Source organism: Butyricimonas synergistica DSM 23225, from assembly GCF_000379665.1.
In the GTDB taxonomy this organism is placed as follows: domain Bacteria; phylum Bacteroidota; class Bacteroidia; order Bacteroidales; family Marinifilaceae; genus Butyricimonas; species Butyricimonas synergistica.
Genome location: NZ_KB903360.1, coordinates 253,733 through 280,103 on the forward strand (window position 1 = coordinate 253,733; position 26,371 = coordinate 280,103).

Annotated in this window: 18 protein-coding genes; all 18 read right to left on the reverse strand. The window is 41.2% G+C overall.

Annotated elements, in window-relative coordinates; all coding sequences use genetic code 11:
- Positions 1–14 precede the first annotated feature (14 nt).
- Positions 15–494, reverse strand: a complete 480-nt coding sequence (gene rpsG, locus A3CY_RS0109560) for a 30S ribosomal protein S7 (RefSeq protein WP_018337688.1) — start codon at positions 492–494, stop codon at positions 15–17.
- Positions 495–611: 117 nt separating this feature from the next.
- Positions 612–1,019, reverse strand: coding sequence for a 30S ribosomal protein S12 (gene rpsL, locus A3CY_RS0109565; protein WP_018337689.1), 408 nt, complete (start codon positions 1,017–1,019; stop codon positions 612–614).
- A 220-nt stretch (positions 1,020–1,239) separates the two neighbouring features.
- On the reverse strand, positions 1,240–2,439 hold the full coding sequence (locus A3CY_RS0109570; RefSeq protein WP_018337690.1) for a thioredoxin family protein: 1,200 nt from the start codon (positions 2,437–2,439) through the stop codon (positions 1,240–1,242).
- Positions 2,440–2,527: 88 nt separating this feature from the next.
- A complete protein-coding gene (locus tag A3CY_RS0109575) occupies positions 2,528–4,075 on the reverse strand; it encodes a DUF4998 domain-containing protein (RefSeq protein WP_018337691.1) in 1,548 nt (515 codons plus the stop codon).
- 5 nt (positions 4,076–4,080) lie between these two features.
- On the reverse strand, positions 4,081–5,376 hold the full coding sequence (locus A3CY_RS0109580) for a DUF4959 domain-containing protein (RefSeq protein WP_018337692.1): 1,296 nt from the start codon (positions 5,374–5,376) through the stop codon (positions 4,081–4,083).
- Between the two features lie 19 nt (positions 5,377–5,395).
- A complete protein-coding gene (locus A3CY_RS0109585; protein WP_026207496.1) occupies positions 5,396–7,351 on the reverse strand; it encodes a RagB/SusD family nutrient uptake outer membrane protein in 1,956 nt (651 codons plus the stop codon).
- A 21-nt stretch (positions 7,352–7,372) separates the two neighbouring features.
- Complete coding sequence (locus tag A3CY_RS0109590) at positions 7,373–10,894, reverse strand: TonB-dependent receptor (RefSeq protein ID WP_018337694.1); 3,522 nt, start codon at positions 10,892–10,894, stop codon at positions 7,373–7,375.
- A 12-nt stretch (positions 10,895–10,906) separates the two neighbouring features.
- Positions 10,907–12,046: a FecR family protein gene (locus tag A3CY_RS0109595; RefSeq protein WP_018337695.1), complete on the reverse strand. Its 1,140-nt coding sequence runs from the start codon at positions 12,044–12,046 to the stop codon at positions 10,907–10,909.
- Between the two features lie 126 nt (positions 12,047–12,172).
- Complete coding sequence (locus A3CY_RS0109600) at positions 12,173–12,718, reverse strand: RNA polymerase sigma factor (protein WP_018337696.1); 546 nt, start codon at positions 12,716–12,718, stop codon at positions 12,173–12,175.
- Between the two features lie 238 nt (positions 12,719–12,956).
- Positions 12,957–15,656 carry a sensor histidine kinase gene (locus tag A3CY_RS0109605; RefSeq protein ID WP_040371548.1) on the reverse strand — a complete coding sequence of 900 codons (2,700 nt, stop codon included), beginning with the start codon at positions 15,654–15,656 and terminating at the stop codon, positions 12,957–12,959.
- A gap of 175 nt (positions 15,657–15,831) precedes the next feature.
- Positions 15,832–16,353 (reverse strand): TlpA family protein disulfide reductase, encoded by a 522-nt coding sequence (locus tag A3CY_RS0109610; protein ID WP_018337698.1) that lies wholly within the window; start codon positions 16,351–16,353, stop codon positions 15,832–15,834.
- A 106-nt stretch (positions 16,354–16,459) separates the two neighbouring features.
- On the reverse strand, positions 16,460–17,797 hold the full coding sequence (locus A3CY_RS23295) for a TlpA family protein disulfide reductase (protein ID WP_240388143.1): 1,338 nt from the start codon (positions 17,795–17,797) through the stop codon (positions 16,460–16,462).
- 28 nt (positions 17,798–17,825) lie between these two features.
- On the reverse strand, positions 17,826–18,914 hold the full coding sequence (locus A3CY_RS22020; RefSeq protein ID WP_018337700.1) for a thioredoxin family protein: 1,089 nt from the start codon (positions 18,912–18,914) through the stop codon (positions 17,826–17,828).
- Between the two features lie 85 nt (positions 18,915–18,999).
- Positions 19,000–19,566 carry a hypothetical protein gene (locus tag A3CY_RS0109625; RefSeq protein WP_018337701.1) on the reverse strand — a complete coding sequence of 189 codons (567 nt, stop codon included), beginning with the start codon at positions 19,564–19,566 and terminating at the stop codon, positions 19,000–19,002.
- A gap of 25 nt (positions 19,567–19,591) precedes the next feature.
- On the reverse strand, positions 19,592–21,010 hold the full coding sequence (locus tag A3CY_RS0109630) for a RagB/SusD family nutrient uptake outer membrane protein (RefSeq protein ID WP_040371550.1): 1,419 nt from the start codon (positions 21,008–21,010) through the stop codon (positions 19,592–19,594).
- Between the two features lie 12 nt (positions 21,011–21,022).
- Positions 21,023–24,310 carry a SusC/RagA family TonB-linked outer membrane protein gene (locus A3CY_RS0109635; protein ID WP_018337703.1) on the reverse strand — a complete coding sequence of 1,096 codons (3,288 nt, stop codon included), beginning with the start codon at positions 24,308–24,310 and terminating at the stop codon, positions 21,023–21,025.
- Positions 24,311–24,462: 152 nt separating this feature from the next.
- Complete coding sequence (locus A3CY_RS0109640; protein ID WP_018337704.1) at positions 24,463–25,641, reverse strand: FecR domain-containing protein; 1,179 nt, start codon at positions 25,639–25,641, stop codon at positions 24,463–24,465.
- A gap of 79 nt (positions 25,642–25,720) precedes the next feature.
- Complete coding sequence (locus A3CY_RS0109645; RefSeq protein WP_018337705.1) at positions 25,721–26,281, reverse strand: RNA polymerase sigma-70 factor; 561 nt, start codon at positions 26,279–26,281, stop codon at positions 25,721–25,723.
- Positions 26,282–26,371: the final 90 nt, after the last annotated feature.

Below are 26,371 nucleotides of genomic sequence, written 5' to 3' on the forward strand. Positions count from 1 at the left end.
TTCTATCCCTTCAATTAAAATCTGAAATGTGCAAAAGCTCTGTTGGCTTCAGCCATACGGTGAATATCCTCTTTCTTTTTGAAAGCCGCTCCTTCTTCCTTGTATGCAGCCATGATCTCAGCAGCTAGTTTCTCTGCCATGTTTCTACCGCTTCTTTTGCGAGAGAACAGAATCATATTTTTCACGGAGAGGGCTCTTTTTCTCGTCGGGTTGATTTCCGTCGGCACTTGGAATGTAGCCCCACCTACACGACGACTCTTTACCTCAACTTGCGGAGTGATATTCTCCAAAGCTTGTTTCCAGATTTCCAACGCTGGTTTTTCTTCTTTCTTAGCTAATTTTTCATCTACAATATCAATTGCATCGTAGAAGATTCTAAACGCGATAGACTTCTTTCCGTCTACCATCAAATCATTAACGAACCGAGTCACTAATACATCGCTAAACTTCGGGTCCGGTAACAGGATTCTTTTCTTTGGTTTACTCTTTCTCATCTCTTCTAGTTTACGAATTTGTTCGTTCGCTGCCCTTTCCGGTCTTCAACGGTCTCACGACCATTTACTCAACTTTTCGGGAACAACCCATAAACAACTCCTGTTAATCACTAACTTTTACTTTTTACCTTTTGCCGGAGCAGGTGCTGCGCCTTTTTTCGGTCTCTTGGCACCATACTTGGAACGACTCTGTAAACGACCGTTTACACCAGCTGCATCCAATGTACCACGAACCAAGTGGTAACGAACTCCCGGAAGGTCTTTCACACGACCACCTCTGATCAAAACGATAGAGTGCTCTTGCAAGTTGTGTCCTTCTCCCGGAATGTAGGCATTCACCTCTTTTCCGTTGGTTAATCTAACTCTGGCAACCTTTCTCATTGCTGAGTTCGGTTTCTTCGGGGTAGTCGTGTACACACGAACGCAAACCCCGCGTCTTTGTGGGCAAGCATCCAAAGCCGGAGCTTTACTCTTGTCCTGGATTTTTGTTCTTCCTTTTCTTACTAACTGTTGAATAGTTGGCATACAAGTACTTTTAAATTAGTTACTTTTATTCAATTTGGCTCGCGAATGTACTAACTTTATATATCACCACCAAACATTTCTATCTTTTTTTTCAAAAAAAGCACAAGACAGTGAGATGGTTAGGCGTACTTACAAACAAATAAACTTACATTTTCCTTTCCCCTTCTCATCAAAGTCTTTTCAAAGACCTTCCCGAAGATAAAAAAATTGCTTTCTATCACTAATTTTTCAATGTCTTGTATTTTTCGATGTAACCCTGAAATTCTTTCTGTGCTTTTTTTGCAGTACCGAACCTCCCCGATTCATTGCAAAGATGTAATTTAGCATCAGCTAAAATAGCCATTGTATAATAAGATAACTTATCCTCTTTTTGCACTTGGGCAAGAGCCGCATCCAACCATATAATACCTTGATCTATATACTTTTTCTCTCCTGATTTTCCGAGGGCAGTCATATAATAAATCAAATACTGACCAAATTGTTCCAGAGGAAGAATATGATCCTGGTGGACAGCATCTATTGCCGCTAACAATTGTTGCCATTGTTTACGCTGAACAAATGACGATGTATTCAACCATACCGCCGCCATCGGACGCACTTCTCCTTGAAAAGTTTCTAAAAAAGTTACAAAAGCATTATAACGCCCTTGATCCCAAACAGCAAGATTTGGATTGGTGGCAAATTGAACGGCCATCTGAAGTACGGCATTATTCAACTTGTATTCAACGACCTGTTGCTGATCCTTTCCCGGAATTGCAGAAAAAAGTTCCCGATGCTCATTTACGACACTCAATGGAAACGATAAAATATCATCAGTACATTGAAAAATAATCGCCCAATTTTCAGGTGTAGCCATCTGTTCCGGCGTCATGCCTTTGAAATATTCGTTCATTACCAACATTGCTTCTTGTTCTTTACCGGAATTCCTCAACGCAACAACCAACTGACAAACAGATTTTGCATCGCTTCTCCCCCGTTCGTACTGATCCTCTGTAGCCGCCAATTCCACAATTTTTCGTGCCGATTCCAATAAAGCCGTTGCCGGTCGGAAACCCATTAATTTCTGCATAGATCGTTCACTTTTGGCATCAATAAAAAGAAGAGTTGGGAAAGCCGTCACTCCCCAAGTATCTTTATGCATCATTCCATCCCTATCTTTTTCCATATCGAACTTCACACAAACGAAATGCTCGTTAAAATAATCTGCCACCGAATCATTTGTAAATACTTTCAAAGACAACATTTTGCATGGGCCACACCATTCCGTGAAACAATCCACGAAAACGAGTTTGCCCGTTTCTTTAGCCTTTTCGATAATTTGAGACCAATCCTTGATTTGTTCGAACTTGATACTACGATTTTGCGCTATCCCAGTCACAGCAAAACAAAGCAACAATACAAAACAACTTATACTTTTCATTATATCTCCATTTTTCTATAAAAGTAGTCGATGCTTAGCGAAAGCAAGCACCGACCCACTCTGTTCTGTTTACAAAAAAACTGTCCAATCAAAATATTCCCAATTCCGCCAACGAAATAGAATAATTAGATCCCAAAGGAGAATCGTCCAACGTAAATTTAAGGTATCGGATATTTTCTAAATTTTCTCGGAAAGAGACTTCTGTCGTCTCTCCTATTGTTTTCCCTAAAGTTTGATTTTCGGCATAAGCCACATCAAACCACGTAACGCCATTATTTGATCCCTGGATCAAAACCGTACCGGGAAAGAATTTTAATGAATTTCGATCCGTCCGCGGGTCCACTATACGCTGAACAAACTGCACTCCATTGATTTTTCTTGCGGTTTCAAAATCTACTGTTATCACGTATCTACGGGGAGAGGGAAGTTGTTCTGGCATCCAAGCCGTTTCAACATCTTGATCAAAAAGATTCTCCAAATGCGAATCATAATTTGCGGCATCCTCCACGCTACATTGGTAAGTAAACTCAGTATTAGAAAGAAACTCTCTTTCCGGGACTTCCGGATTCCCTTTATTTTCGACAAATGACAAATTATTTGTATACAAAAACATTAAGAAATGTTGGTTATAACGCTCTACCGTCAATCCGTTAAGTTCATGCATAGTATTCAATATAAAAAGAGATTTTGCATATCGAGCAGATATATCTTCTACTCCCAAAATTTTACTATCACTACCACAATAATAACCATCCGTTCCGGTCGGATAGATAACATATTTGGATAACATATATCGATTCCTTCCCAAATAAAGTTTTGTCAAATTCGGGAAATAAAGCAAATCTTCAATACTGTTTATCGAATAATCTATCTCTAATTCATTCTGATTTTCAACAAAATCACTTGTAATCTCATATTGCCCATACTTAGACTTCAATAAAAATTTAAAATCAGAAGTCAAGTTATAACCATGCCCCAATTCATAGGGATCAAAAAGTATTAAATCTTCACTATTGGCAATATAACCTTTACGATGAACTGTCACCGGCTTTGTCGGGTCGATCTCTACAGGGAGCAAATAATATTTTTGATCAACCAACTCTCGTGTCAACAATAAAGTCCCTTGAGAGCCATCACTCAATGTATACTTCATCTCTGCAGACTCAATATTTGCACTCCATTTATCAAAAAACAACACCAACCGGTTTTTAATAAAGAAATTTTTGATCACCACTCTGGAAACAGTCTGTGCAATTTCATGACTCAAGGTATAGGGGCGACCATAATCATTGATTGCAATGGATTTATTCCCATTCTTATCCACACTACTTACTAGAACTTCATAATTTCCGTCTTCCAATCCCCGGATATCACAAGTAGTCGCATCTTTCGACAATAAAGAGTCTTTACGAACCCCGTTCACAATCCACGCCACCTCTATATTCTCGATCACCGGATCTATACTATTTTCCCACGAAACAATCAATCGCTCCCAACCCGGCTCTACTGAAATACTCTTACACATCCCGATATAACGGATTTTTCCGTCACCGGCATAATCGTCATAAGTTTCTTCCAAGCCTTCACAACTTGCCAAAGCAAGCCACAACCATACTATAATCAATAATTTTCTCATAACTGTCAACGTTTTACATACACTTCCAATTCATTAAATGTCACATAATTGCGATCATTCTCCGGCCAATTGTAAGGAGAAACAGAAAACACATCATTCACCACAATTATTATATCCGTATATTTCTCATCCGATATCGGCAATTGGATATTAAAATATTGAGATCCTGCCTCGTCTACTTCTGCTTTCTCGTACATATTCCTGGAAGCACACCCCGGTGCCCTAGAACACCAACGACTAGCCAAAGCGGCCTCACGCGGTTCCTCTTTTTCACCCAACAAAACCCAAGAATCTTTATCGTCCGGAGTATTCGTTCCATAAACAGAAACGGAACATGGCAAACGATTATAATAACATTGATTGAAAATTCCTCCTCCTTTGGTATTGAAAGAACGAACATTCAACATAGTATAAAGCCGAACCGATGCCGGAACTTGCGGTTCATTAAAATGAACGATGAAAGGTGCGCCCACGGCATCCGGACCTGCCAAAAATGTATAATACTCCGTATCATCCGCATCGCGCCCCAAGGCATTATACCCTTTGGCATCCCCATCAAAAAGATAAACCATACCCAATTTCTGTTCGGGGTCTTCCTGCGAGCATTTACAAATAAACGAATAATTCTCGGGCTTCAATAAATCCATATAGTTAGCTTTTATTCCCCCGTAAGCCTTTTCTTTTACGGTGTAACCACGAAAATCCTCGGTACGAACAACTATTGTGTATTCATCTTGTGCTTGTTGCAAAGAGTATTTCAATGTATGCTCACCTCCCCGGATAATAATCCGATCGATAAAAAGCAATGCCGGTTGTTTACTCAATGGGTCTATCCCTTCATAAAACACATTGGCAAAACCACTGGCGTTTTCTACCCCCGTGTAAGTCAACTGAAAACCATTCCAGTAAGATTCCACTTCTGCAGTATGGAAAAAAGCTGTTGCTCCGGAATCATGGGTATCAAACGTGACATCAATAGGGTCTGATTCCTCTTCTTGACGGTTACAAAGCGTAACTACACCGGGTACACCTTGCCGAGCCTCATTGAATCCGACGATCACCAAAGAATCACAGGCATAACTACCTTCCACAGTAACTTTGTCCCCTTTAAAATCTTGATAGCGCAATTTAATTGACACGATATCATCGTTTGAAGGCAACTTATAGTGCATCACCGCCCCCCCCGGCGTCGGAGTGAAAGACAAATCTTGCAACGATATGCCAGGGGCAAAAGTACTTTCATCTTGCTCGCACCCCCATAACAAGGCTACGGCAAACAATATAGAAATTATTCTCTTCATAATATATCACGAATTTAAATTACCAACCGGGATTTTGTTTACAACCGGAAATCATCACTTGCTCTGCCTCCATAGGAAACAAATAATCACGAGGAGACACAAATTTACGTTCAGTCCACACCACAATCGGTCCCTCATAATTGTTATAGAATTGACGAGCATCCGTACCCAAGATATTCCATCCTAATTGCTTCTCATTCAACTCCTCATGAGCTATCCACCAACGACGTAAATTCCAAAATCGTTGTCCCTCGAAAGCAAATTCCACATTCCATTCATCTCGAATAATTTTACGCATTCCCTCTTTTGTATCCACCTGCTGTGGTGCATTGGAATTTTTCCAAGAAGTAACCACATCCGGAATACCCGCTCTTTCTCGTATTACATTCAACGGTACTATTGCCTTATCTGTTGGTCCACTGTATTCGTTCCAAGCCTCAGCAGAAATCAAATATAACTCGGCAAGCCGGATTAACACGACCCCTTCCTCACGCTTAAAAACAACATCATATCCCTCTCCCGTAACATCAGAATAAGTCCCTTTTTTTAAATAATAACCCGCAGGATTTTGAGGATAATGAGTCTGTATCGAACTATATGTAGTTCCAAACAACGCATTTCGATAGGGTAATACTTGCAAACGATCGGATGCTTTGGGACCTCTCTGCCAATACAGCTGATCTGCAGCTATATGAGCGTAAAAACGAGGTTCCCTACGCAAATGCAAATTCAACACTTCTGTATTGATCGGGACTACATTCTGGTAGGCTTGATCTGCCTCTTTCCCCATCCGATAACGTTCGCCATAAGGCCAACTCTTATCCATCTCTATCGGCAATCCATTCTCCGTATAATACATTTCTACCATCTTGATACTCGGGGATACGGCTCCCATAAACATATAATGGAATTGATCAGGCTTTTTCGCCTCAACAATCGCAGGAAGAGCAAGTGCATGCCAAAAATCATAATGTCCATTAGAACGAACCATAAACACTGCTTCTTTATTATCATAATTCGGTGCCAATACCGTATTGGACACATCTTCCATCGTATTCAACAAACTAGTAGACCATTTGGTAGAGCCTTTTATCAATTCCATCCCGTTAGCTTCACAAACTTCAATCGCTTTATCGGCAGCCTCTGCGGCAAGTCGCCATTTTTCAGGATCATACGATGTAGGAAATAAATTTTCCCCGTTCCGGTTAGTAAAACCGGCATAAGCCGGATTCCCATTAAATTGTGGAGAAGCAGCCAACAACAATACCTTTGCCTTGAGCGCATAAGCAGATTCCGTGGAATGATACGTCAAACGCCCCGCATTCTTTTGATTTCGAGGGACGAGATCGACAAGAGCCTCATCAATCAAATCAATCGTAGCCTTAACACAATCGTCGATACTACTTCTCGGCTGTTGCATCTCTCCTACCGAAACATTATTCGGTATATTTTTATCGACCAACACGATCGGACCATAACGACGCATCAATTCATAGTAAATATGAGCTTTCAATGTTTTGATTTCTGCTGCCCAAAGCGCTTTTTCCTCATTAGGCATATTATACACATTACCAATATTTTCCAAGAAAATATTACAATAATTTATGTAAGTGTACATACTGATTCTCCACTGATAGTCATCCAACAACAACGTGCCATAAGGCGTCTGACTCATTTGTCGACCATCAGCTATAAACACCCCTGAATAAAAATTTTGTCCTTGTGCTACACGCCGAGCATATTGTCCTGTAACCAATTCATCCGTTCCCAAAAAAGACGGATCAAAAGTCACTGTGCCAAAATTATATCGATACGCAGAGTAACAAGTTTTCAGCCATGTTTCAGCATCTTCCCGCTTCTCGAAAATAGTTTCGATAGTTTGGATATCCTTTTCGGGAACCATATCCAAATAATCGCAACGGACCTCCGCCATGATAAAAAACACGAGAATAAAAGAATGTAATAATCGTTTCATAACCAATCTTATTACGTAAGTTTAAAAATTTATATTTAACCCCAATGATATGGTTCTCTGTATCGGATAATTAAACCCGCTCTCACCCAATTCCACATCCCATACTTTAAAATTCGAGAACATAAACGGATTATTAGTTCGGGCATATATCTTTACTCCTTTCAATTTCAATCGGTTCATCAATTTTTCAGGCATATTGTAAGCCAATTCTATTGAAGTACAACGCAAAAAATTACACTCGCGCATAAAATAAGTACTCATGCGTCTCTCTGTCCCGGCATTTCGGTTTTCTTCCGCATTATGCACTACTAGATTTTGAGTGGAAAGCCGCGGCCAGAAAGGTTTGTTACTCATGTTATCCGAAGACCAATGGTCTTTATAAATAGCGGTCAACATGGCATTATCACCAGCAAACGGAGAAATCTGCGCGGGATCCATGAAGAATGTCCGATTTCCTGAACCTTGGAACGCAAAACTAAATTCAAAGTTCTTATAATTAATGAAACCATTGAATCCATAGATAATTCTCGGTGTTTCAGGATGACCGATGTGAGTGGCATCCTCCACGTTAATTACACCATCGCCATTCAAATCCCGATAGCGAATATCCCCAGGCATCGGCTTTCCGTTCTGACGAGGCGAATTGTCTATTTCCGCTTGGTCTTTAAACAATCCTTCGGCAATATACCCTATCTGCTGTGAAATATCATGTCCTTTTCTTAATTGCCATTCGGGCTTATTAATTGCCTCCTCTATTTCCAAATAAGTCGCTTTATTATAGGTAAATGTCGTGTTCAAAATCACCCAAAAATCTTTATTGACTGCATACTGGAATTTACCCGAATAATCAATACCACGAGAACGTACTTTACCAATATTAGCCAAAGGAGGATTTTCAAATCCCATGTTAAAAGGAATTACCCGACGATAATCCAAAATATTATGACGCTTTTCCTCGTAAGCATCAATGGTGATATCAAACATACCATTAAAGAGTTTGAAATCCAACCCAAAGTTCATCTGTTCAGCTATTTCCCACTGGATATTTTTATTCGCATAAGCTTCTATCCTGTATCTAGACATACTATTCAATCCATTTGCATCAGGATCTTTAATAAAATCTTTTGTAACAATCGTGGGCAAGTAAACAAAACGCGGCTTATTGACAATTCCATCATTTCCTACTTTCCCGTACGAGAAACGCAATTTCAAGTAAGGTATTGTCTTATAAACAGACTCCATAAATTTTTCATTGGAAACCACCCAAGCAACACCTCCGGCAGGGAAAAATCCCATACGATTCTTTTTGGCAAATCTTTCAGAACCGTTATACCCGAAGCTGGCTTCAGCAAAATAACGATCTTTAAACCCATACGTTCCGCGCATGGAGAATCCCAAATTTCGCTTGGGAAAACCATCCAATACACTTTCTACCGGATCATTAACCTGATCTTGCGCTTGCAATACCGCAGTCAAACTAGTTTGATGCTTCATGTTTTCCTCTCCTCCCCACGCTGCAGTATGGTATACGCGTCCCTCGTATGTAATCGTGGTCGATGAAGTCTGTCCCGACGATCTACTATCATAACTCAATGTACGTCTGGCCAATTTAGCATTCATCGCTCTCAAGGTATGTTTACCTGTTTCAAAATCATAATCCTGTAACGTATATTTAAACGGCACTGTATTATATGCTTCAGCCACGTATCCAGTTTTATTTAACGATATGCTGGCTCGTATCTCCAATCCCTTTACTAATGAAGACAAATTGTGTATATACTCAGCCCGGTTAATGGTTGAATAACGTTGACGTTCCATATAACCTTGATGCACTAACATATAAGGATTGGTTTGATTGGAAGTTGTAGTACCAAAACGCAAATGCGGCCAACTATAAGTTTCATCACCCGGGTAAAGCGGTGAAAAATCAACAGGAGAAGCGTGAAAAGCAAGCGAATAAGCCTGCGCAGGCTGCTGATAAGGACCATGATATTTATCCAAATTAGTCGAAGAATTAAAAAGGAAACGGATTCCAACTTTCAAATCCACATTCAAATTAACACGAAAACTAGTCGTATTGTTCTTAACATTAACATCAAACTGGTTCAAACGATCTGTCTTTAATGCTCCCTGATCACGATTATGATTAATAGAAGCATAATACTGAACAACCTTAGATCCTCCGCGCAAACTCAATCCGAGATGGTGATTCATGTTATAATCTTTAAACATAATCTTATACCAATCATTTTTAGGATACAACCAACTAGGATAAAGTCCCGACTCCGTTCGGTCAATTTGTTCCACACTATATTTTGGAGTTGCCAATGGCTCGCGACCAACAAGTGCCTGATTATACATCCGCATATACGTGATCGGATCCACAACATCAATTCTCCGCGTAGGCATGGATGCGATAGCCTCATAACGTACAGATGTATAAACACTTCCTTCTGTTCCTTTCTTCGTTGTCACTAAAATAACCCCATTTGCCCCGCGAGCCCCATACATCGCCGTTGCCGAAGCGTCTTTCATAACAGAAAAACTTTCGATATCCTCCACCGGGATTCGCGCCAAATCTAATTTGGAAGATTCCACACCATCCAACAAAATCAACGGATCAATATTTGCCCCCGTTTGGAAAGAAGTAATACCGCGGATATAAAACTTGGTATTCATTTCCTCCTCAGTTAACGCTCCCGGAAGACCTCCGGTTTGCCATCCCACGATACCGGGAATACGTCCGGCAAAACTTGATGTTAAGTCACTATTGGAAGTTTTCAAATCTCTCGCATTCACGGAAGTAATTGACGATACCACGCTCTCCTTTTTCTGCTCTCCGAATGCAACAATAGTCACCTCTTCCAAATTCTCCTCGGTGGGATTCAATTTGATATTGATCTTTGTTTTTCCTTTAATTTCCACGACCTCCGTCTTGTAACCAATAAAAGAAACCCGCAAGATATCATCCGGTTTAACCGCAATCGTGTAGTGTCCATCCGCATCGGAAGCGACACCCTGCGTCGTTCCCACGATAACGACAGTTGCTCCCGCAATAGGATTTCCCTTCTCGTCCACGACACGACCACTAACTTTCAGCAATTTCACTTCCGGCTCCGCCTTCTGTTTTTTTATAACCACCGTCTGACCTGTAATACCATACGTCAACCCTTTACCCTTCACCAATGAATCTAAAGCCACTTGTAATAAGACATTCTTTAACGAAAGGGAAACATCTTTCACGTGTTCCACATCTTGTGCGTTAAACACGAACTCGTATCCCGTCTGCTGTCGCAAACTCTCGATCACTTTCGCGAATGTCACGTGCTTCAGGTCAATGCTGACTTTGGGTGCAGATTGCCCCCATACACGGGTATTAGCACTGAATAAAAACCCGCTGACTAGAAAAATCGTTTGCAAAAGCAAAATAAATTTTCTGTTTGGGCTTGTCCCAAACCATTTTCGTCGATTTTTTTGCATAACTTTGTACTTGAATTTATTTAATGAATAATTCAGCCTTAAAAGCGAGAGATGTGCGCGCATCTTTTGCTTTTTTTATTGCTGCTGTCCTAGAATCACTTTCTTTCCATATATCTTGTATTTTATTTTTCCGGTTAATGCCACCTTATCCAACACCTCTTCAAGAGTTTTACTCCGCTCCACGTAAATATAATAACGATCGGTCTTTAAATTTTCCGCTTCATACTCGATCTCCATATCATACCAACGGGAAAGTTCGTTCATCATTTCCTCCAGGGTTACATCCTTAAACACAAATTCCCCGTTTTTCCATGCAAGCACCGACACCAGATCCGCTTCCCGCACGGTCAAGGTATTATCCTTCATCTCACATAGCTGACCGGGATTCAATACCAGTGAATCCGTGCCCACCGCCACGCTCACACGTCCCGTAACCAATGTCGTCGAAACATCATTTCCCCGGTAAGCCTTCACGTTGAATTCCGTCCCAAGTACTTTTACCGTTACCGCTTCCGCCTCTACTAGAAAAGGACAACTCTCGTCACGGGCAACTTGAAAATATGCCTCACCGTGCAAGTACACCCTACGTTCATTTGTTTGAAATTCATCGGGAAAACGGATACTAGACTCAGAATTTAATATTACCCGCGTACCATCAGCCAGTGTCAATTGATATTCCGCACCCCGGGGAACGATAACCTCACTATAAGTCAACTCTTTCTGGTCGGACTCCGTTGCCTGCTTTTGTCCCAATTGCTTTAATCCTTTGTCCTTCACCTCGAAACCCGGCACATCAAGAACAACATTCTTCCCCGCTTCCACGACATGAGTTGTCCCATCGGACAATACCAACCGGACTCCTTCCGTTTTAGCGACCTTAATCACCGGCGGCACATCAGAAGTCACATCATTCATCAACAAACGAACGCCAAAGACAACTCCGACAAAAACAGCCGCTCCAGCAATCCATCCCGCCACACGGCGAGGCAGATGACGATACTTCCGTGTCCGTTGCCGTACTTTATGCCAAGCCTGCTCCATTTCCTCCCGGGACGGATCATCCACACTCGCACCTTTCTGATAGAAAGTAACGGCATCCTCATAAAATCGCTCCCGCCGCTCATTCTCTTCTTTCCATGCCGTCACCTCCAGCTTTTCTTGCTCGGAGGCTTCGTCAAGAGCCATTCGTTTTATTTTCTTCCACTCGATTTCCATTATTTATCATTTGCTTTACATGTATAAGACGACTCTCGTTGAAACCGGGGGACAAAATTTATCCACTTTTTTCATTATAACATCATTACAAAACACAGATCATTCTCATCAAGGAGGAAAGATTCGTCAGCAAAAGAGAAGAACCAACAGTTTATAAGGCACGGATTCACGCAAATATTTGTACGCCCGTTTAATATAAGTATGGACAGATTCCTCCGAGATATTCAACTCTTGTGCGATTTCCCTGTAATTCATCTTTTTGAACACCTTCAATTCCAACACGTTCCTCTGTTGTTCCGGCAATCCTTGCATACATTGTCTTACCTGTTCCAATAACTCCTGATTGTCCTCGTACTCCACTGTACCAGAAAAAATTAAAGCTTCAGTCAATTTTTCTTTGTTGGAATCAATCACTCGCAGATGTTTTATATAATCAAGACAACCATGCTTCACAGATGAATAGAGATAACTTTTCAAACGGGTATCCGTGGGCAATGAAGATGCGGCAGACCACAGGGACACGAAGGTATCCTGCACCATATCCTCGGCTAAATTTTTGCTCATCAAATAAGCATAAGCCAACCGGTAGAGGCTAGGATAATATGTTTTAAAGATTACCTCGAAAACCTCGTGCGATTGATTTCTCAACCCATTAACCAAGTATTCATTCATGTCACCTATTTCACGCACAATATGCTTACTAAAGATGGGTCAAATGTAAATAAAATATTGATTTTTCATCTATTCTTGGATTACTTTTAACAAATAAGCAAGTACACCCCTTCATCTTTAAATCTATAAATTTTCCGTTGAAATACGGATAATCATTTAGTATATAGATAAAGAAAACTCATTATAAACTCGCTTCCCATTGAATCTGAATCGAATTTATATCGAATCTATTTTGAATTTATAGGCTTATATCACCGGGAGCCTCTTTCGGCAACGTGAACCAAAAGGTGGAACCTTCGCCTTCCACCGAAACCACACCAATCTCTCCTCCCAATCTTGTCACGATACTTTCACAGATAGAAAGCCCAAGTCCCGTACCCTGTTGAAAAGGATTCAATTTCACGAAACGTCCGAATACCTCTCTCGTCTTATCGGCAGGAATGCCGCATCCCGTGTCTGTGACAAAGAAATAGATTTTCCCATCTTCCCGTTCCCTGTAACCGAAATGGATATATCCCTCGCGAGTGAATTTTATAGCATTGGTAATCAAATTATTCATCACCTGCATCAGCCTGTTGGCATCCGAGTAGATCACGCACTCGGGCATTCGCTCGATGAACCCAATAGATATATCATCATTTTTCAGCCGCAATCGGGCGGTTTGCCCCACCTCAGTCAACAACAAATTAAGGTTCACCCTAGAATAGATGAACTCAAACACACCCGCCTCAATCTTTGACAAATCGAGTATATCCCCAATAAGCTGCAATAACAAGGTATTGTTATTCTCTATGATCTGGACATACTCTCTTTTTTCATCCTCGTCTACCGTATCCGCCAACACGCTGGAGAATCCCACGATGGCATTCAACGGGGTTCGGATCTCGTGGCTCATGTTTGCCAGGAAAGCAGACTTCAAATGATTGGATATTTCAGCCTGCTCTTTCGCTTTCACAAGATCTTCTTCCAATTTTTTCCGGTCATTGATAATCAAAGAACCACCCACGAACATCGCCGGTCGACCGGCTTCATCCCGCTCTCCCACGATGACAAAACTTTCGAACCAAAAATAAACCGGATCTTCGATGGAAAAACAAGCCCTGTATTCTTCTTTCACCACGGCAACACGTCCCTCCAACAAATCATCATACGATTTTCGGATTCGTTCCCGGTCATCCGGGTGAACCCGCAAATAACCATTTTCCTCCGATATGACCTTCTGGTCAAAATTTTCGCCCGACGCCTTATCTTGAACATAAGTAATACTATATTCTACCGCATGTTTCCGGAGATCCCATGTCCAGGGGATCAAGCCAGTTGCATTCAACACCAAATCATACTTCCGGTTCAATCTTTCCAGTAATAGTTGATGCTCTCGAGAATCCAGCGAAGCCAAATATTCTTCCGTCCGGTCGATGAAAAATACATCCCACACGTCTTCCTCCGTGCAGGGAAATGTCAGCTTGTCGAAATATCGTATTTTCTTATCCTCTCCCGGCAAGACAAAAGAAGTCAAACGCCCGGATTCTTTGTCCAGCATATAATCCAATAACTGATTATCCATATCAGCTTCCGAGAAACGTTTACCCACCACTTGTTCCCGTCTCGTCTTAAACACTTCCTCGAAAGTAGCATTCACGTCCCGGAATATAAAATCAGCCACACGCCCCTTCTCGTCCTGCAACAATTGTTTCCTCACGTAAATAACAGGCATATTATCTACAAGCCGACGATATTGCGAGAGCAACTGGTACTCTCGAGTCTTTTGTTGTTGCCGTTGCAGCAAAAGATGAAAACGCATCAAGATCAAAGCTCCCAATATAATAATCACCGCGATAATAATCACGAAATAAATCTTATAACGCTGGAAAAAATCCGGGGGCATCTGGTAATACACGGCATCTTTAGGAAACAGCGCCGCATCCACGCCATGATGCTCCAAATGATGATAATTCAAATAAACCCGGGGATGCCCGCCATTCTGTTCCGGAATATCACGGGCTGCCTTGCCATCGAGAATTTTCTGAATAGTAGCGATCAAAGATTTTCCAAAATCCGAAGAAGAAATAAAATATCCTCCCGCGAAATTACCCGCGTCCATATCCATCTCGGACAACGTGAAAACAGGCGATTTCGAAAAACCATATATTATTCTCTGGATATTATCCCCCAAATAACTATTCTCACCTTGCTTACGTCCCAAAAACCAAGAGTAGTAAATAACACCCACACGATTGTCATAAAGCATCAAGGAATTCAACAAGCTTTCCGTCGTGAGGTCAAGCGAACAAAGCTGATCCAATTGCAAAGAAGGAAAGTTTTCTTTCATTACTTGTATTACTTCTTGGCGAATCATCGTGCTAATATATCTCCCGTCCGAAATGAACACCACCTTATTCAAGCCTGGCAATAACTTCTGCATCAACTCAATATTCTCTTTCACATAAGAAGGCTGTTTCAATATCGTCAGATTATACGGGCGAATCATTTCTTCCGTGGGCACAAACTCCACTCCTTTCCCCAAATTACCGGCAAGTAAATCCTCTAACCGGACGGGCATCGAGTCCCGGGAATAACAAACAATCGTAGGTATATCCTTCCACTCCTCATCAAATAACGCACGACATAACAACCATCCGGGATCCCCGATAAATACAACGACCTTCGGGGGTGTCGGGTATTTCTGTAACAAGCCCTCTCTTTTTACAGCAGCTTCCTCCAACGTCTTTACCATCGGCACCAACAACTCTTCCGCCAGTACATCGACTTCCTTCGAAGAAAAATTAGACAAGATTTCCTGGTAAAGATTATTCGTCCACGCCTCATCGAAATTTACCGAATTCAAAATCAGGATATAATCTTTCTCTCGTGTATTTTCCGCGAATCCGACAATACACCATAACATAAAGACAAACCATACCGATACTTTCCTCTTCATAAACAAATAATCCTACACGAAGCTTCAAAGCTACGAAATAATCATTTACTTGTACCCAAATCAAATAAACTTTTTGAGTTTTTTTATTCTTTTCCCTCCACTTAAAAATAAAAAGGAAATCCCTCTTGACTTGATGTAGTAAAGAGAGATTTCCCTATCTCAAACATTCCCGCTCTTATATTCCCTTCAATCCCTCTAAAATCTTTTCAAATTCAGGATGAGAAGGTTTCGGTAATTTCAAATTTAACACACGACCTTTCTTGTCCAACAATATCAACCGCGGAATCGCCACAACCCGGAATGCAATCATGGATGACTCATCACCCCCGATCCACCATTGATGCCCGCTCATCTTTCCCCACGCCAACTCATTCCGCCAGCGTTGCTCCCCGGTATCACAGGAAAGGCTCACGAACTCGATTTTCTTATCCTTATACTTCTCGGCAAATCCCTTCAAAGTAGGATACTCCTGTTTGCAGGGATAACACCATGACGCCCACACATCGATCACCACGTATTTTCCCTTGAACTGCTTCAAGGTCACTTCCCGGTTCGCTGTATCCCGAAAAACAAACTCGGGGACACGATCGCCCACCTTCAACTCCACCGTATCATATACCGCCACGGGTGTCGCCCTCATTTGCGTCCAACCCGCGAACGGGCACACCATCAAGAAAAATAACAACCATTTCTTCATAATCAAAAAACATTTTACCATAAATACGATATGAATCAAATACCTTCTCCACCCCTTACAAAGGAGCAGAAAAGGTATGAAGCACGCACTAATTCACCAAAATATATCACAAACCATCCAACCCTTCCAGCACCTTCAAGGTTTCCGGAGCCGAGGGACGTGACATATTAGCATCAACAAATTGACCTTCCCGATCAATCAACAAGAAGCGAGGGACACCATTACAACTAATTTCCTGCATATAATGCTTATCCTCTCCCATATGTAACTGGATTCCGCCCAACTTTCGCTCCCTCACGAATCTTTCCCACGTAGCCCGGTCTTTATCACAGGAAATACTCACGAAATAAATATTCCGTCCCTCCAAACGCTTTTCCAACTTCTTCAATGCAGGAAGTTCAGCATTACAGGGTCCACACCACGTAGCCCACAAGTCAATATACACGTATTTTCCTTTCAAATCCGACAGGCTCACCTCTTTGCCATCTATATCTTTAAATGTAAACGGTACGGCGAGCTGCCCTTTCATTAATTTTCTATTCCTGTTGTATAAATCATCATAAACAGCCACGTGATCAGATTGATGCACCCACTGCCGGAATATAGAATCCATCTCCGCGGAACTCACCGCTCCCATCGCTTTCACGTAATCCATGACATTTCTATTGACAAGGTACTCCACCAACCGTCCATCCTCGTAATTCTTCGTCGCACGTCCCAACACGTTCATTACCACATCATAAAAATCTCCTGCCAGTTCATCAATCTTAGCCAACGCTGTCAATACCCGGTTGATCGACTCCCGGTACTCCGGGATTTTCCACGAGGTAGAATCTTCCGCAGCCGCCTCTAACAACTCGGCGTAAGTATCTTCCGGCAAGTTCATTTTTCCGTCCTTCACCTCCCCGTAAACAACGGCAGAAGCCAAATGATTGTTCCTAAAATACCTGATACGTTTCTTTTCTCTCTCCTTAAATGCCCGAGGCAAAGCGACTTCCCGCAGAGAATCCTCCCGCTCGGCAATCGCCTCCTGCAACTTCGCTCTGAATTGCTCATTCGGGATACGGTAATAATCGATAAAAAAGATTTGATGAAGAAATCGTTTATTCAAATAACGATTAATATCCGCACCTTTTCCCTCGAAATGCCATTCGTTCCATTTGAATCTCGCAGTCCAAGGTTTCCCCTCTTCCAACCAAACCGTGTATGGCAAATCCCCCACCCACAGGCGAGCGTACTCCCCTCCTTTCAAGGGAAGCCGAAAAGCCCCCACGCGTAACGAATCCTTTTGTACAAAATCCAAAGACATTCGCCCGTCTACCGTTTCTAGTTCCACTTTTCTCGCATCATCCGACGGGAACAATAACTCGAAAGTAGTTTCAGCATTCCTGTTACAAGCCCCAAGCAAAAGCGTCAAAGCAAATACAACCAGAATATTTTTCATTCCACCTATCATAACTCTACAATTCAAGTTACATTCTCTCGAGCATTCCGGTTCTGAAATTCCGCAAGGAAGCCTTAAGTTTCGAGTATTCCACCTGCTCTTCCATCTGTTGAGTCAACACCAACAATTCTTTTTTCTGAGCCTCATTCCACTTTTCTTTCAAATCCAAAATTGGCATGAAATACAAGTAAGCTATTTTTTCATCCGACAATTTCGGGAATATCTTTTTATACAGATCTAAAGTCTGATTTGTATTTGCAGTCTTAACTGCCTTGATCAATTCTATATAGTTATACAAATAATCTTGCCCGACCAATTGGTAAGAATCCAACATCTGTTTGATTTTCTCAACATCTTCCAGGGTCGCTTTCCTATTGCGTCCGCGAAGAATATCCTCCAATTGAATCTCAAACAAAGAGGCTAATTTCCGGTCTACTTTTTCTACACCCATTTTCTGACGAAACTGATCGATATGTTTCAATAAATAATTCACGTTACCGGAACCTATCGGGGATAAATCAATATTTTCATAAATAAACCAATAAGGTTCCATACATTTCTCTTCATCAGACAATGAAGCAATTACTTCTTGAGCCACATTTTTCGCCTTATCCCAATCGCAGGAAACAAGTAAAGCTTTAATATATCTTACAAGGAAATTCATATCCCGGTTCCCTGCCGCATATTCCTTTTCCAAGTTAGAAGCAGAATTTTCGTCAAATCCGGCTTCAATCTTTTTGATAAACTCCTCTCCGGTTACAGAAGCCCCGACTACCCGATGCAATAAATTCCCATCCGCCGTCAATACCAAAAAAGTGGGATAAGCCGACACCTGATATTTGCGAGCCATATTCAAGCCCTCGCCTTTTTCCATATCAACCTTAATACAAACAAACTTTTTGTTCATGTACTCTCCGACCTCCTTCAACGGCAATACTTTCTCTGACATCATCCGGCAAGGTCCACACCACACCGTATAACAATCCACGAAAACATATTTATCCTCAGCCTTCGCCTTTTCTAACGCCTTTTCTAATGTCAACTCTTGAAAATTCGTTTGTGCGAACATAGACGCCATCGCAAACATACAAACAAACAACAACACGAACTTTTTCATACAATTAATTTTTTGAAATTACGAACATATAATTTTCATGACCGACAAAATTGCCGGTCATGAAGAATATAAACATCAATTAAAATTACCAACTGACTTGAGTGAATTGCACGTAAGCATGAGTTCGTGCAGAGTTGCCTGCCGTGAGGTCTGAATTTACACCTAAAAGCTTAAAATCTTCTGATTCCACAAGTTTAAATTTCACGGCAAACGACTTGTATTGTCCCGCTATAGCTTGGTCATAAGTGACAATAATGGGGATTTCGGACTCCAATGAGTTAGCGGGTATTACCAGGTGTTTCTCCATTTCGGGGTCATCAAAAGCCACGTAATTTACCCCCGCAACAGCATCCTCCTTATAACTGATATCACAAGAATATGGTTCAATCTTTATCTTGCGGTCTACGTTTTTGGCTAAACCGGCAACGAGCACCTTGAAATAAAAAGTATCTCTTTTTTGTGTAGAACTGATAGTAAGAGGACTGCTATTATAAAACATATATACAGTATCAGGAGTTGTCATCGTGCCATAAATACTTTGGTTATAAGGCATATAAATATAATCATCGCCCAACGAATACACGCCGACTTCTTCCTTTGTACAAGCACCCAAAATCAATCCTATCGTCAATATAATAAACAATTTTCTCATAATTACCTAGTTTAATGATTAATTTCTAATATTCACTCGGGGGCAATGGCAATACATACTGTTCTTCCTCACAATCCAAAGATTCCGCACTTTGCCAAAGCATCCGTTTCACTGCAAAACGTTTATAAGTAAAGAAATTTTGTCCTTCAGCAATAAATTCCCGAAGATATTCCCATTTCACTATTTCGGACCGGGTTTCTTCCGTCATGGGTGTATACGTGAGATTTCGAGCCGTACAGAATTCCTCGTAAGCCTGATTAGCCTCGTCCAATGTTGCCAATTCCATCATGATAAAATACATTTCAGGCAACCGTACAATGGGCATATTCTTTACAGCAGAAGAACTTGGATACATTTCACTATACTTGGTTGTGATACGAACACTTTGCCTCATCTGATTGTAAGTCCAACTCCACTGATTTTTGAAACGCAAGTCACTTGTATTTCCCCCAAATAAATCATTTACGAAGGTATAATAGTTCATATTATAACATGTGATAGTAGAGGTTCCCGGATTAAAACCTGACCGTTGATAATCGAAATTATTTTGGTTCACCCCGCACAAATGCTCCGTGTAAAAAAGTTTATTCCCAACATTACCTTCGCTCGCTAAAGTAAACTTAGATGTCCCATCTTCATTTTTCGCATCCTTTACCATCCTCGCATAACGTAATGCCCCTTCTTTATCATTCATCCACAAACGGGCACGGGCTTGTAAACCCAATACCCCGTAATAGTTAAAATGGCTCCTCCGGTCAGTCCAATCTCCGGTATATTCAGAACTGCCATCCATCGAATACTTTATAACGGGATCTGATTCTAATAGAAGCTGTTCAGCCTCGTCCAAATCAGCAAATAAAAGTTTCATGTACTGCTCGAAAGTATAATACTGGTATCTTTTTATCGAGTTTTCAATTACATAAGGCAAATACTCTTTGCCTGCATCAATTTTTGAAGGCATAGGTCCCCACACGCGTATTAAATCTAAATGTAAAGAAGCTCGCATAGCTAATGCCTCTCCTTTCAACATGTTATAATACTCTTTACTCAACTTGTCTTTATTTTTATCACAACCTTCAATTAAAGGATTCAAGGTATTGATAATTTTATAAATACCCATAAAAGTTCCATCCAGTAATTTTCCGAATGTTTCATTGTCGATATTATACACGTGGTCAGCCAAAGAGGCATTTATACCCGTGCTTGTCCAAGTACATGCCAAACTTTCAACAAATCCACCTCCACCCAAAATACCATCGGGTTTATAAACATTGGCGGCTGCTAATATATAAGCCCCGTCCAAAACTTGAAGACATCCTTTCTCTGATTCGAACAAATTATCTGCAACAAGCGCTGTTTCAGGCACAACCGTAAGCCAATCGTTACATGCACTGCATCCAAGTGCTAATGTTGTACATAACATATAAATTCCTTTTCTTATCATGATATTCCCGGATTAGAATGAAACTGAAAGTGAAAAATTCGGGTTACGAGAGAATGGATAACTCGTTCCTCTTTCCCGTTTAATGGTTGAAATATAGAATATATCCGACAAGTTAGCTGTCAACGATAATCCTTTTACTCGCAACTTCTTACAAACTTCATTTGAAAAAGTGTAGGAAGCATTAATATTAGTACACTGGAAGATATTATCTTTCTGTACGAAAGCATCACACACGTTCGTGGTGGCATCTTCTCCAGTGGCAATTAATTTCTTGTAAGGTACGATATCGCCAGGTTTTTGCCATGTATCCGACAATACGCGTCTATCCTGATTCAGAATTAAGAAAGCATTTTCTGTTTTATTAGCTAATGTACCATTAAATTGTTTTGCACCCCAACGCACGGCGAAACCGACGGTCAACATGAAACCTTTCCAAGAAAGATTCGTTGAAATATTACTGTTTACCTTAGGCAAACGATTTCCCAAGTAAACCATATCTTCGCCACGTTGTCTGAAAGTTACTTCTCCATCTTTCGTCAAGAACAATCGTTTACCCGTTGCAGGGTCTACACCTACGGTGCGCAATCCGTAAATGGCGTCCATTGAATATCCCTCACGATAACGGTAGTATGCTTCTGCCGAGTACATACTCGTATTTGATTGTTTTAAATATTCTTTGTAACCATCTGATATTTTTTTGATTATATTTTTCGTGTGACTGAAAGATGCGATTACATTCCATGTAAATCCTCTATTGCTATTACGGAACAAATTCATGGTCATCCGAAGATCCCATCCCTTATTTTGGATAGTTCCTGAATTTGCCTTGGCAGTGTTAAATCCATGTGAAATAGGAATAAACATTTCAGCAACCGTATTTTTCGTCTGCTTATCATAATAAGAGAACTCGAATTCTAACCGGTCATTCCATGTATGCAATTCCACACCCAGATTCATCTGGTAAGTGTTTTGCCATTTCAGGGTTGTGTTCCCAAATTTATCCAGATAAGCCCCAAAATGAGATAAATAAGTAGCAGACTGATCCAATTTATAAACGGCCATAGCATCCTCCGGGCTAAATCCCATATTTCCGGAAACTCCGTAAGATGCTTTTACTTTCAACCATTGGATGAAAGGAATATGTTCAATAAAGAATTTTTCGTTACTAACCGTCCATCCTGCACCCACGGACCAGAATGAAGCCCAACGGCTCTCGCTACCAAAAGAAGATGAACCATTCATGCTAAAATTTACATCAAAAAAATAACGCATATCATAGTAATAGTTCAATCCGGAAATCAATGCTATACGACGACTTGTTGCTTCACTTCCCGTGGGACGAGTTTCCGCTCCGTAGCCCATAGCCATAGACGGGAAGTCAATATTGTCACCGGAAAAACCTGTTGCTGCCCACGAAATTCTCTCTTCTTTTTGTTCTTCCATTTCTCCGGATGCGTTCACCGTCAACATGTGCTTCTCGTTGAACGTTTTGGCGTAATTCACACCCAATCGTGCATTCCATTGATTGCTCTCTGTTTCCGTTCGATTAAAACGTCCTTTTTGGTCAAGGTCTTTTCCCGCAAATTGTTTGTGCGAAGGAGGAGTAAAGTTATCACTTATATTAAACTTCCGAGATAATCCCAACAATCCGGACAAATAAAAACTCTCTGTGATATTATAACGTACTTGAGTGGACGTGCGAATATTCGTGTATCTCGTTTTATTCCAATTTCCGATATACTTATTGTAGGCGGGATTTTCTTTCGGATAACCGGAAGTGGAGAGAGGATGCGTGTAAGTCTCGTTGAGTTTTCCCTCTTCATCATACGGAGTCCAATATGGATTCATGCCAGCATAGTCAGAAAATGTTCCATAAGGGCTGTTTGCATTGTTATTCGTACCGATACTCAAATTCTCGGAAACCATGAGTTTTTTTGCTTGATAAGTTATCCCTAACGAACCGTTAAAATTAGAACGATCAGAACCTTTCATAACTCCGACGGTTTTGTCATACGATAAGTTAGCACTGAAACGCCATGCTTCGCTTCCACCCATGATATTCAAATTATGGGTCTGTCCCACACCTGTTCTTACAGGAAGAGAGAGCCAATCGTAATCCAAACCGTTATCAACTTTTTCTTTCAGTCTTTGGTATTCCTCTTGCCAAAGTTCGTCATCCCAAGTTCCTAAACGGTATTCCAAATCCAATTTTTCCCGGGCATTCAGCAAATCATAAGTTGTCAAATCAGGAATTTCCAATTTAACTTGCCCGCGATAAGTCAATTGCAAAGCTCCTGCTTTTGGTACAAGCGTAGTGATAACCACAACTCCATTCGCACCTCGAGCTCCATACAACGAAGTCGCACTGGCATCCTTCAAAATCGTAATATTTTCAATATCTTCATTATTTAAGTCTTGAACTCGTTCCAAAGAAACCTCAAAGCCATCCAAAATAAATAAAGGCAAATTCAATTCTGCACGTGTTGCTAATTGTAAATCCTGTACGTTTGCAAAAGTTGAAGCTCCCCGTAATTGGATTTCCGGCAAGGCATTCGGATTAGAACCTGCTTTATTATCCTGCACGATATGGAAACTGGGATCCAAATTAGATATTGTCTGTAATAGATTTCTGGAAAAATTTTGTTTAATATCTTCTTTCGAAATACTCGTCACCGCTCCCGTGAAACTCTCTTTCGGTTTATTAAAAATACCCGTGATAACAACCTCATCCACTTTTTGCACATCCTCCTTCATCACGATAACCAACGGCTTCATATCACTTTTCACTTGTACCTTCTGCTGTTGGAAACCCACGAAAGAAAATATCAACTCTAGACTATCCCGCTTCGGCAAATCGAAATCAAATTCACCTTTGGCATTTGAAACAAATCCCAGCGTTGTACCTTTCACTCGAATCGTCACTCCCGGCAGGATTTCCCCTTTCTCGTCTTTCACGATACCTTTCACGGTAATCTTTTTTAAGGTATCGGCAGCCACAACAGAAGTCCGTTGAATAATAATCGTGTGATTCACTAACTTATAGGTCAGATTTGTCCCTTTCAAACAAGCATTCAACACCTCTTTAATATCCACATCCTCGTAATGCAGATTCAGATGTTGCACGCCCTCCACGTGTCGATCCTCGTACAGGAACGTGTAATCCGTACTCTTTTCCAATAACCGGATAACAGACTCGAACGAAGCGTTCTCCACTTGCAGAGTCACCTTCGCCTCCTGACTATACACTCCGGCAGTCACTTGCATCGCCGATACCAATAATAACAGCATCACAAACTTCATAACTAACCATGTTTTTAACCACCTTCTTTTCGAAAGAAGATCCAAAATCCTAATTTTTTTCATACATTTGTACATTAGAGTAAAACAAATACCGGTTCATCCGGTAACGAGAGACGGGATAGTGCCAATATTCCGTCTTTCATTTTTTCAATTCATTTTTTGGTTATATATATCACATTGTCCTCAATATTAAATTTCACACTTCCTGTCACTTCCAACATCTCCACCAGCTTATTGAACCCGTCATAACGCCGCACGTTCCCGGAAAAACTGATCTCACGACACCAATCATCCACAAACACCACTTTCACGTCATACCACCTCTCCACGATGTTCATAATATCTTCCAAACGTTGTTTCCGAAACACGAAATTTCCGTCTTTCCAGGCCGTGTAAGGATACACGTCCACTTTTCCCTTACTAATTCCTTCCCCACAAATCACACCTTGATCTCCCGGAGTAAGCTCCACGCTCTTTCCCTGTTTGGTGGTCAATAACACTTTACCCGACACCAGTGTCGTCAATTGCTGTTTCTCCTCCTTGTACGAGCGAGCATTAAACTGTGTGCCCAACACCTTGATCTCTCCTTCTTCCATCTCTACCACGAAAGGCATTCCCTCGTTTTTCTCTACCTCGAAATAAGCCTCTCCCGAGAGATAAACCCGTCGTTCCTCTCCCATGAATTTCACGGGATAACGCAATTGGGAAGCGGAATTCACGTAAACAACCGTACCATCCTGCAATTTCACTTTAAACTCTCCTCCTCTCGGGACTTTCAACGTATTATACGCCAACACCTCATTCTCCATACTCTTTCCCTGATAAGAAATACCCTCTCCGTCTTTCAAAATATCCACGCCATTCTCGTTTGTCAACGAATCTTGTAAATTTCCTCCCAAAAACAATCTCTCTCCCCCGGCTAATTCCAATTCTGCTTTTATCTCTCCCGGTTTTATTTCCACCACATTCTCCACTTTCGCGACAACCGTTTTCTCCTTTTTCCCCAAAAAATGGAACGCCAATCCCACGCATAACAGCGGCAACATAATCCCTGCCGCATATCTCACGACTTTCACCATCGGGAACAATCGCCTTCCACCTGTCGCCTTATTCACCCGTTCCCAAGCAGCACGTTTATTTAATTTCCTAACCAACCCTCTCCGGCTAGAACGATCCTCCCCCGCACGCAACCGCTCGTACGCCTTCCGATTCTCCTCGCTCTCCCTGATCCAATTCTCCAAGCGCACTTTCTCCTCCGGGGTAATCTTCCCTTGCAGGTCACTCGTTATTAACCGGGGAATATCTTCTATATAATCGTCCAATTCTTTCATCTATTTTTATTTTTACATACCTATTACAACTCACACCCTCTCCGGGGTGAAAAGAAAAATAAAAAAGTATGATTTTTTTTTATTGATTCAAGAAAACGACCAGCATACTTATACCCGCGATATTCTGTTTCAAGCGTTTATAAGCAATCTTTTTTTGTGTCTTTACCGTATTTTCCGACACACCCAGCAATCGTGCGATCTCTTCATTATCCTTTCCCTGCATAGCCAACACGAAAATCTCCCTACATTTGGGAGGCAACTCTTGTTCCGTCTGAGCCAAGATACGTTCCGTTTCTTCCTCGATCACGTAATTAATAAAACAAACTTGCGAATCCAATTCATTCACCATTCCGGCGGCATATTCATTTTTAATCCGCTCGTGTTTCAAATAATTTAAAGCATTATTCCGGCAAACCTGGTAAAGGAAAGACTTTAAATGAACCGTCGACGCAATACTTTCCCGGTTATTCCACAATGAAATAAAAGCCTCCTGCACGCAATCTTCACACACGGCTATATCTTCCACGAAACGATGAGTAAATAAACACAAGCTATCATAGAAAACATCAAAGATCTTCTGGTACACCTTCCGGTCACCAGACACTAACCCTTGTATTTCTATTGAAGCTTCTGACTTCATTCACACACCATTTAATTCATAACTCGAATATGGCAAAGGTAATAAAAAAACAAAAAGGACGATCTAAAAGTAAATAGACCATCCCTTTTT

Bases quoted from the DNA above. Each gene is read 5' to 3' on its own strand.
- A3CY_RS0109595 (WP_018337695.1), bottom strand. From the start codon at position 12,046: ATGGAAATCGAGTGGAAGAAAATAAAACGAATGGCTCTTGACGAAGCC.
- A3CY_RS0109600 (WP_018337696.1), bottom strand. From the start codon at position 12,718: ATGAATGAATACTTGGTTAATGGGTTGAGAAATCAATCGCACGAGGTT.
- A3CY_RS0109640 (WP_018337704.1), bottom strand. From the start codon at position 25,641: ATGAAAGAATTGGACGATTATATAGAAGATATTCCCCGGTTAATAACG.
- A3CY_RS0109645 (WP_018337705.1), bottom strand. From the start codon at position 26,281: ATGAAGTCAGAAGCTTCAATAGAAATACAAGGGTTAGTGTCTGGTGAC.
- A3CY_RS0109590 (WP_018337694.1), bottom strand. From the start codon at position 10,894: ATGCGCGCACATCTCTCGCTTTTAAGGCTGAATTATTCATTAAATAAA.
- A3CY_RS0109585 (WP_026207496.1), bottom strand. From the start codon at position 7,351: ATGAAACGATTATTACATTCTTTTATTCTCGTGTTTTTTATCATGGCG.
- A3CY_RS0109575 (WP_018337691.1), bottom strand. From the start codon at position 4,075: ATGAGAAAATTATTGATTATAGTATGGTTGTGGCTTGCTTTGGCAAGT.
- A3CY_RS0109610 (WP_018337698.1), bottom strand. From the start codon at position 16,353: ATGAAGAAATGGTTGTTATTTTTCTTGATGGTGTGCCCGTTCGCGGGT.
- A3CY_RS0109570 (WP_018337690.1), bottom strand. From the start codon at position 2,439: ATGAAAAGTATAAGTTGTTTTGTATTGTTGCTTTGTTTTGCTGTGACT.
- rpsL (WP_018337689.1), bottom strand. From the start codon at position 1,019: ATGCCAACTATTCAACAGTTAGTAAGAAAAGGAAGAACAAAAATCCAG.
- A3CY_RS0109630 (WP_040371550.1), bottom strand. From the start codon at position 21,010: ATGATAAGAAAAGGAATTTATATGTTATGTACAACATTAGCACTTGGA.
- A3CY_RS23295 (WP_240388143.1), bottom strand. From the start codon at position 17,797: ATGAAAAATATTCTGGTTGTATTTGCTTTGACGCTTTTGCTTGGGGCT.
- A3CY_RS0109580 (WP_018337692.1), bottom strand. From the start codon at position 5,376: ATGAAGAGAATAATTTCTATATTGTTTGCCGTAGCCTTGTTATGGGGG.
- rpsG (WP_018337688.1), bottom strand. From the start codon at position 494: ATGAGAAAGAGTAAACCAAAGAAAAGAATCCTGTTACCGGACCCGAAG.
- A3CY_RS22020 (WP_018337700.1), bottom strand. From the start codon at position 18,914: ATGAAAAAGTTCGTGTTGTTGTTTGTTTGTATGTTTGCGATGGCGTCT.
- A3CY_RS0109605 (WP_040371548.1), bottom strand. From the start codon at position 15,656: ATGAAGAGGAAAGTATCGGTATGGTTTGTCTTTATGTTATGGTGTATT.
- A3CY_RS0109625 (WP_018337701.1), bottom strand. From the start codon at position 19,566: ATGAGAAAATTGTTTATTATATTGACGATAGGATTGATTTTGGGTGCT.
- A3CY_RS0109635 (WP_018337703.1), bottom strand. From the start codon at position 24,310: ATGAAGTTTGTGATGCTGTTATTATTGGTATCGGCGATGCAAGTGACT.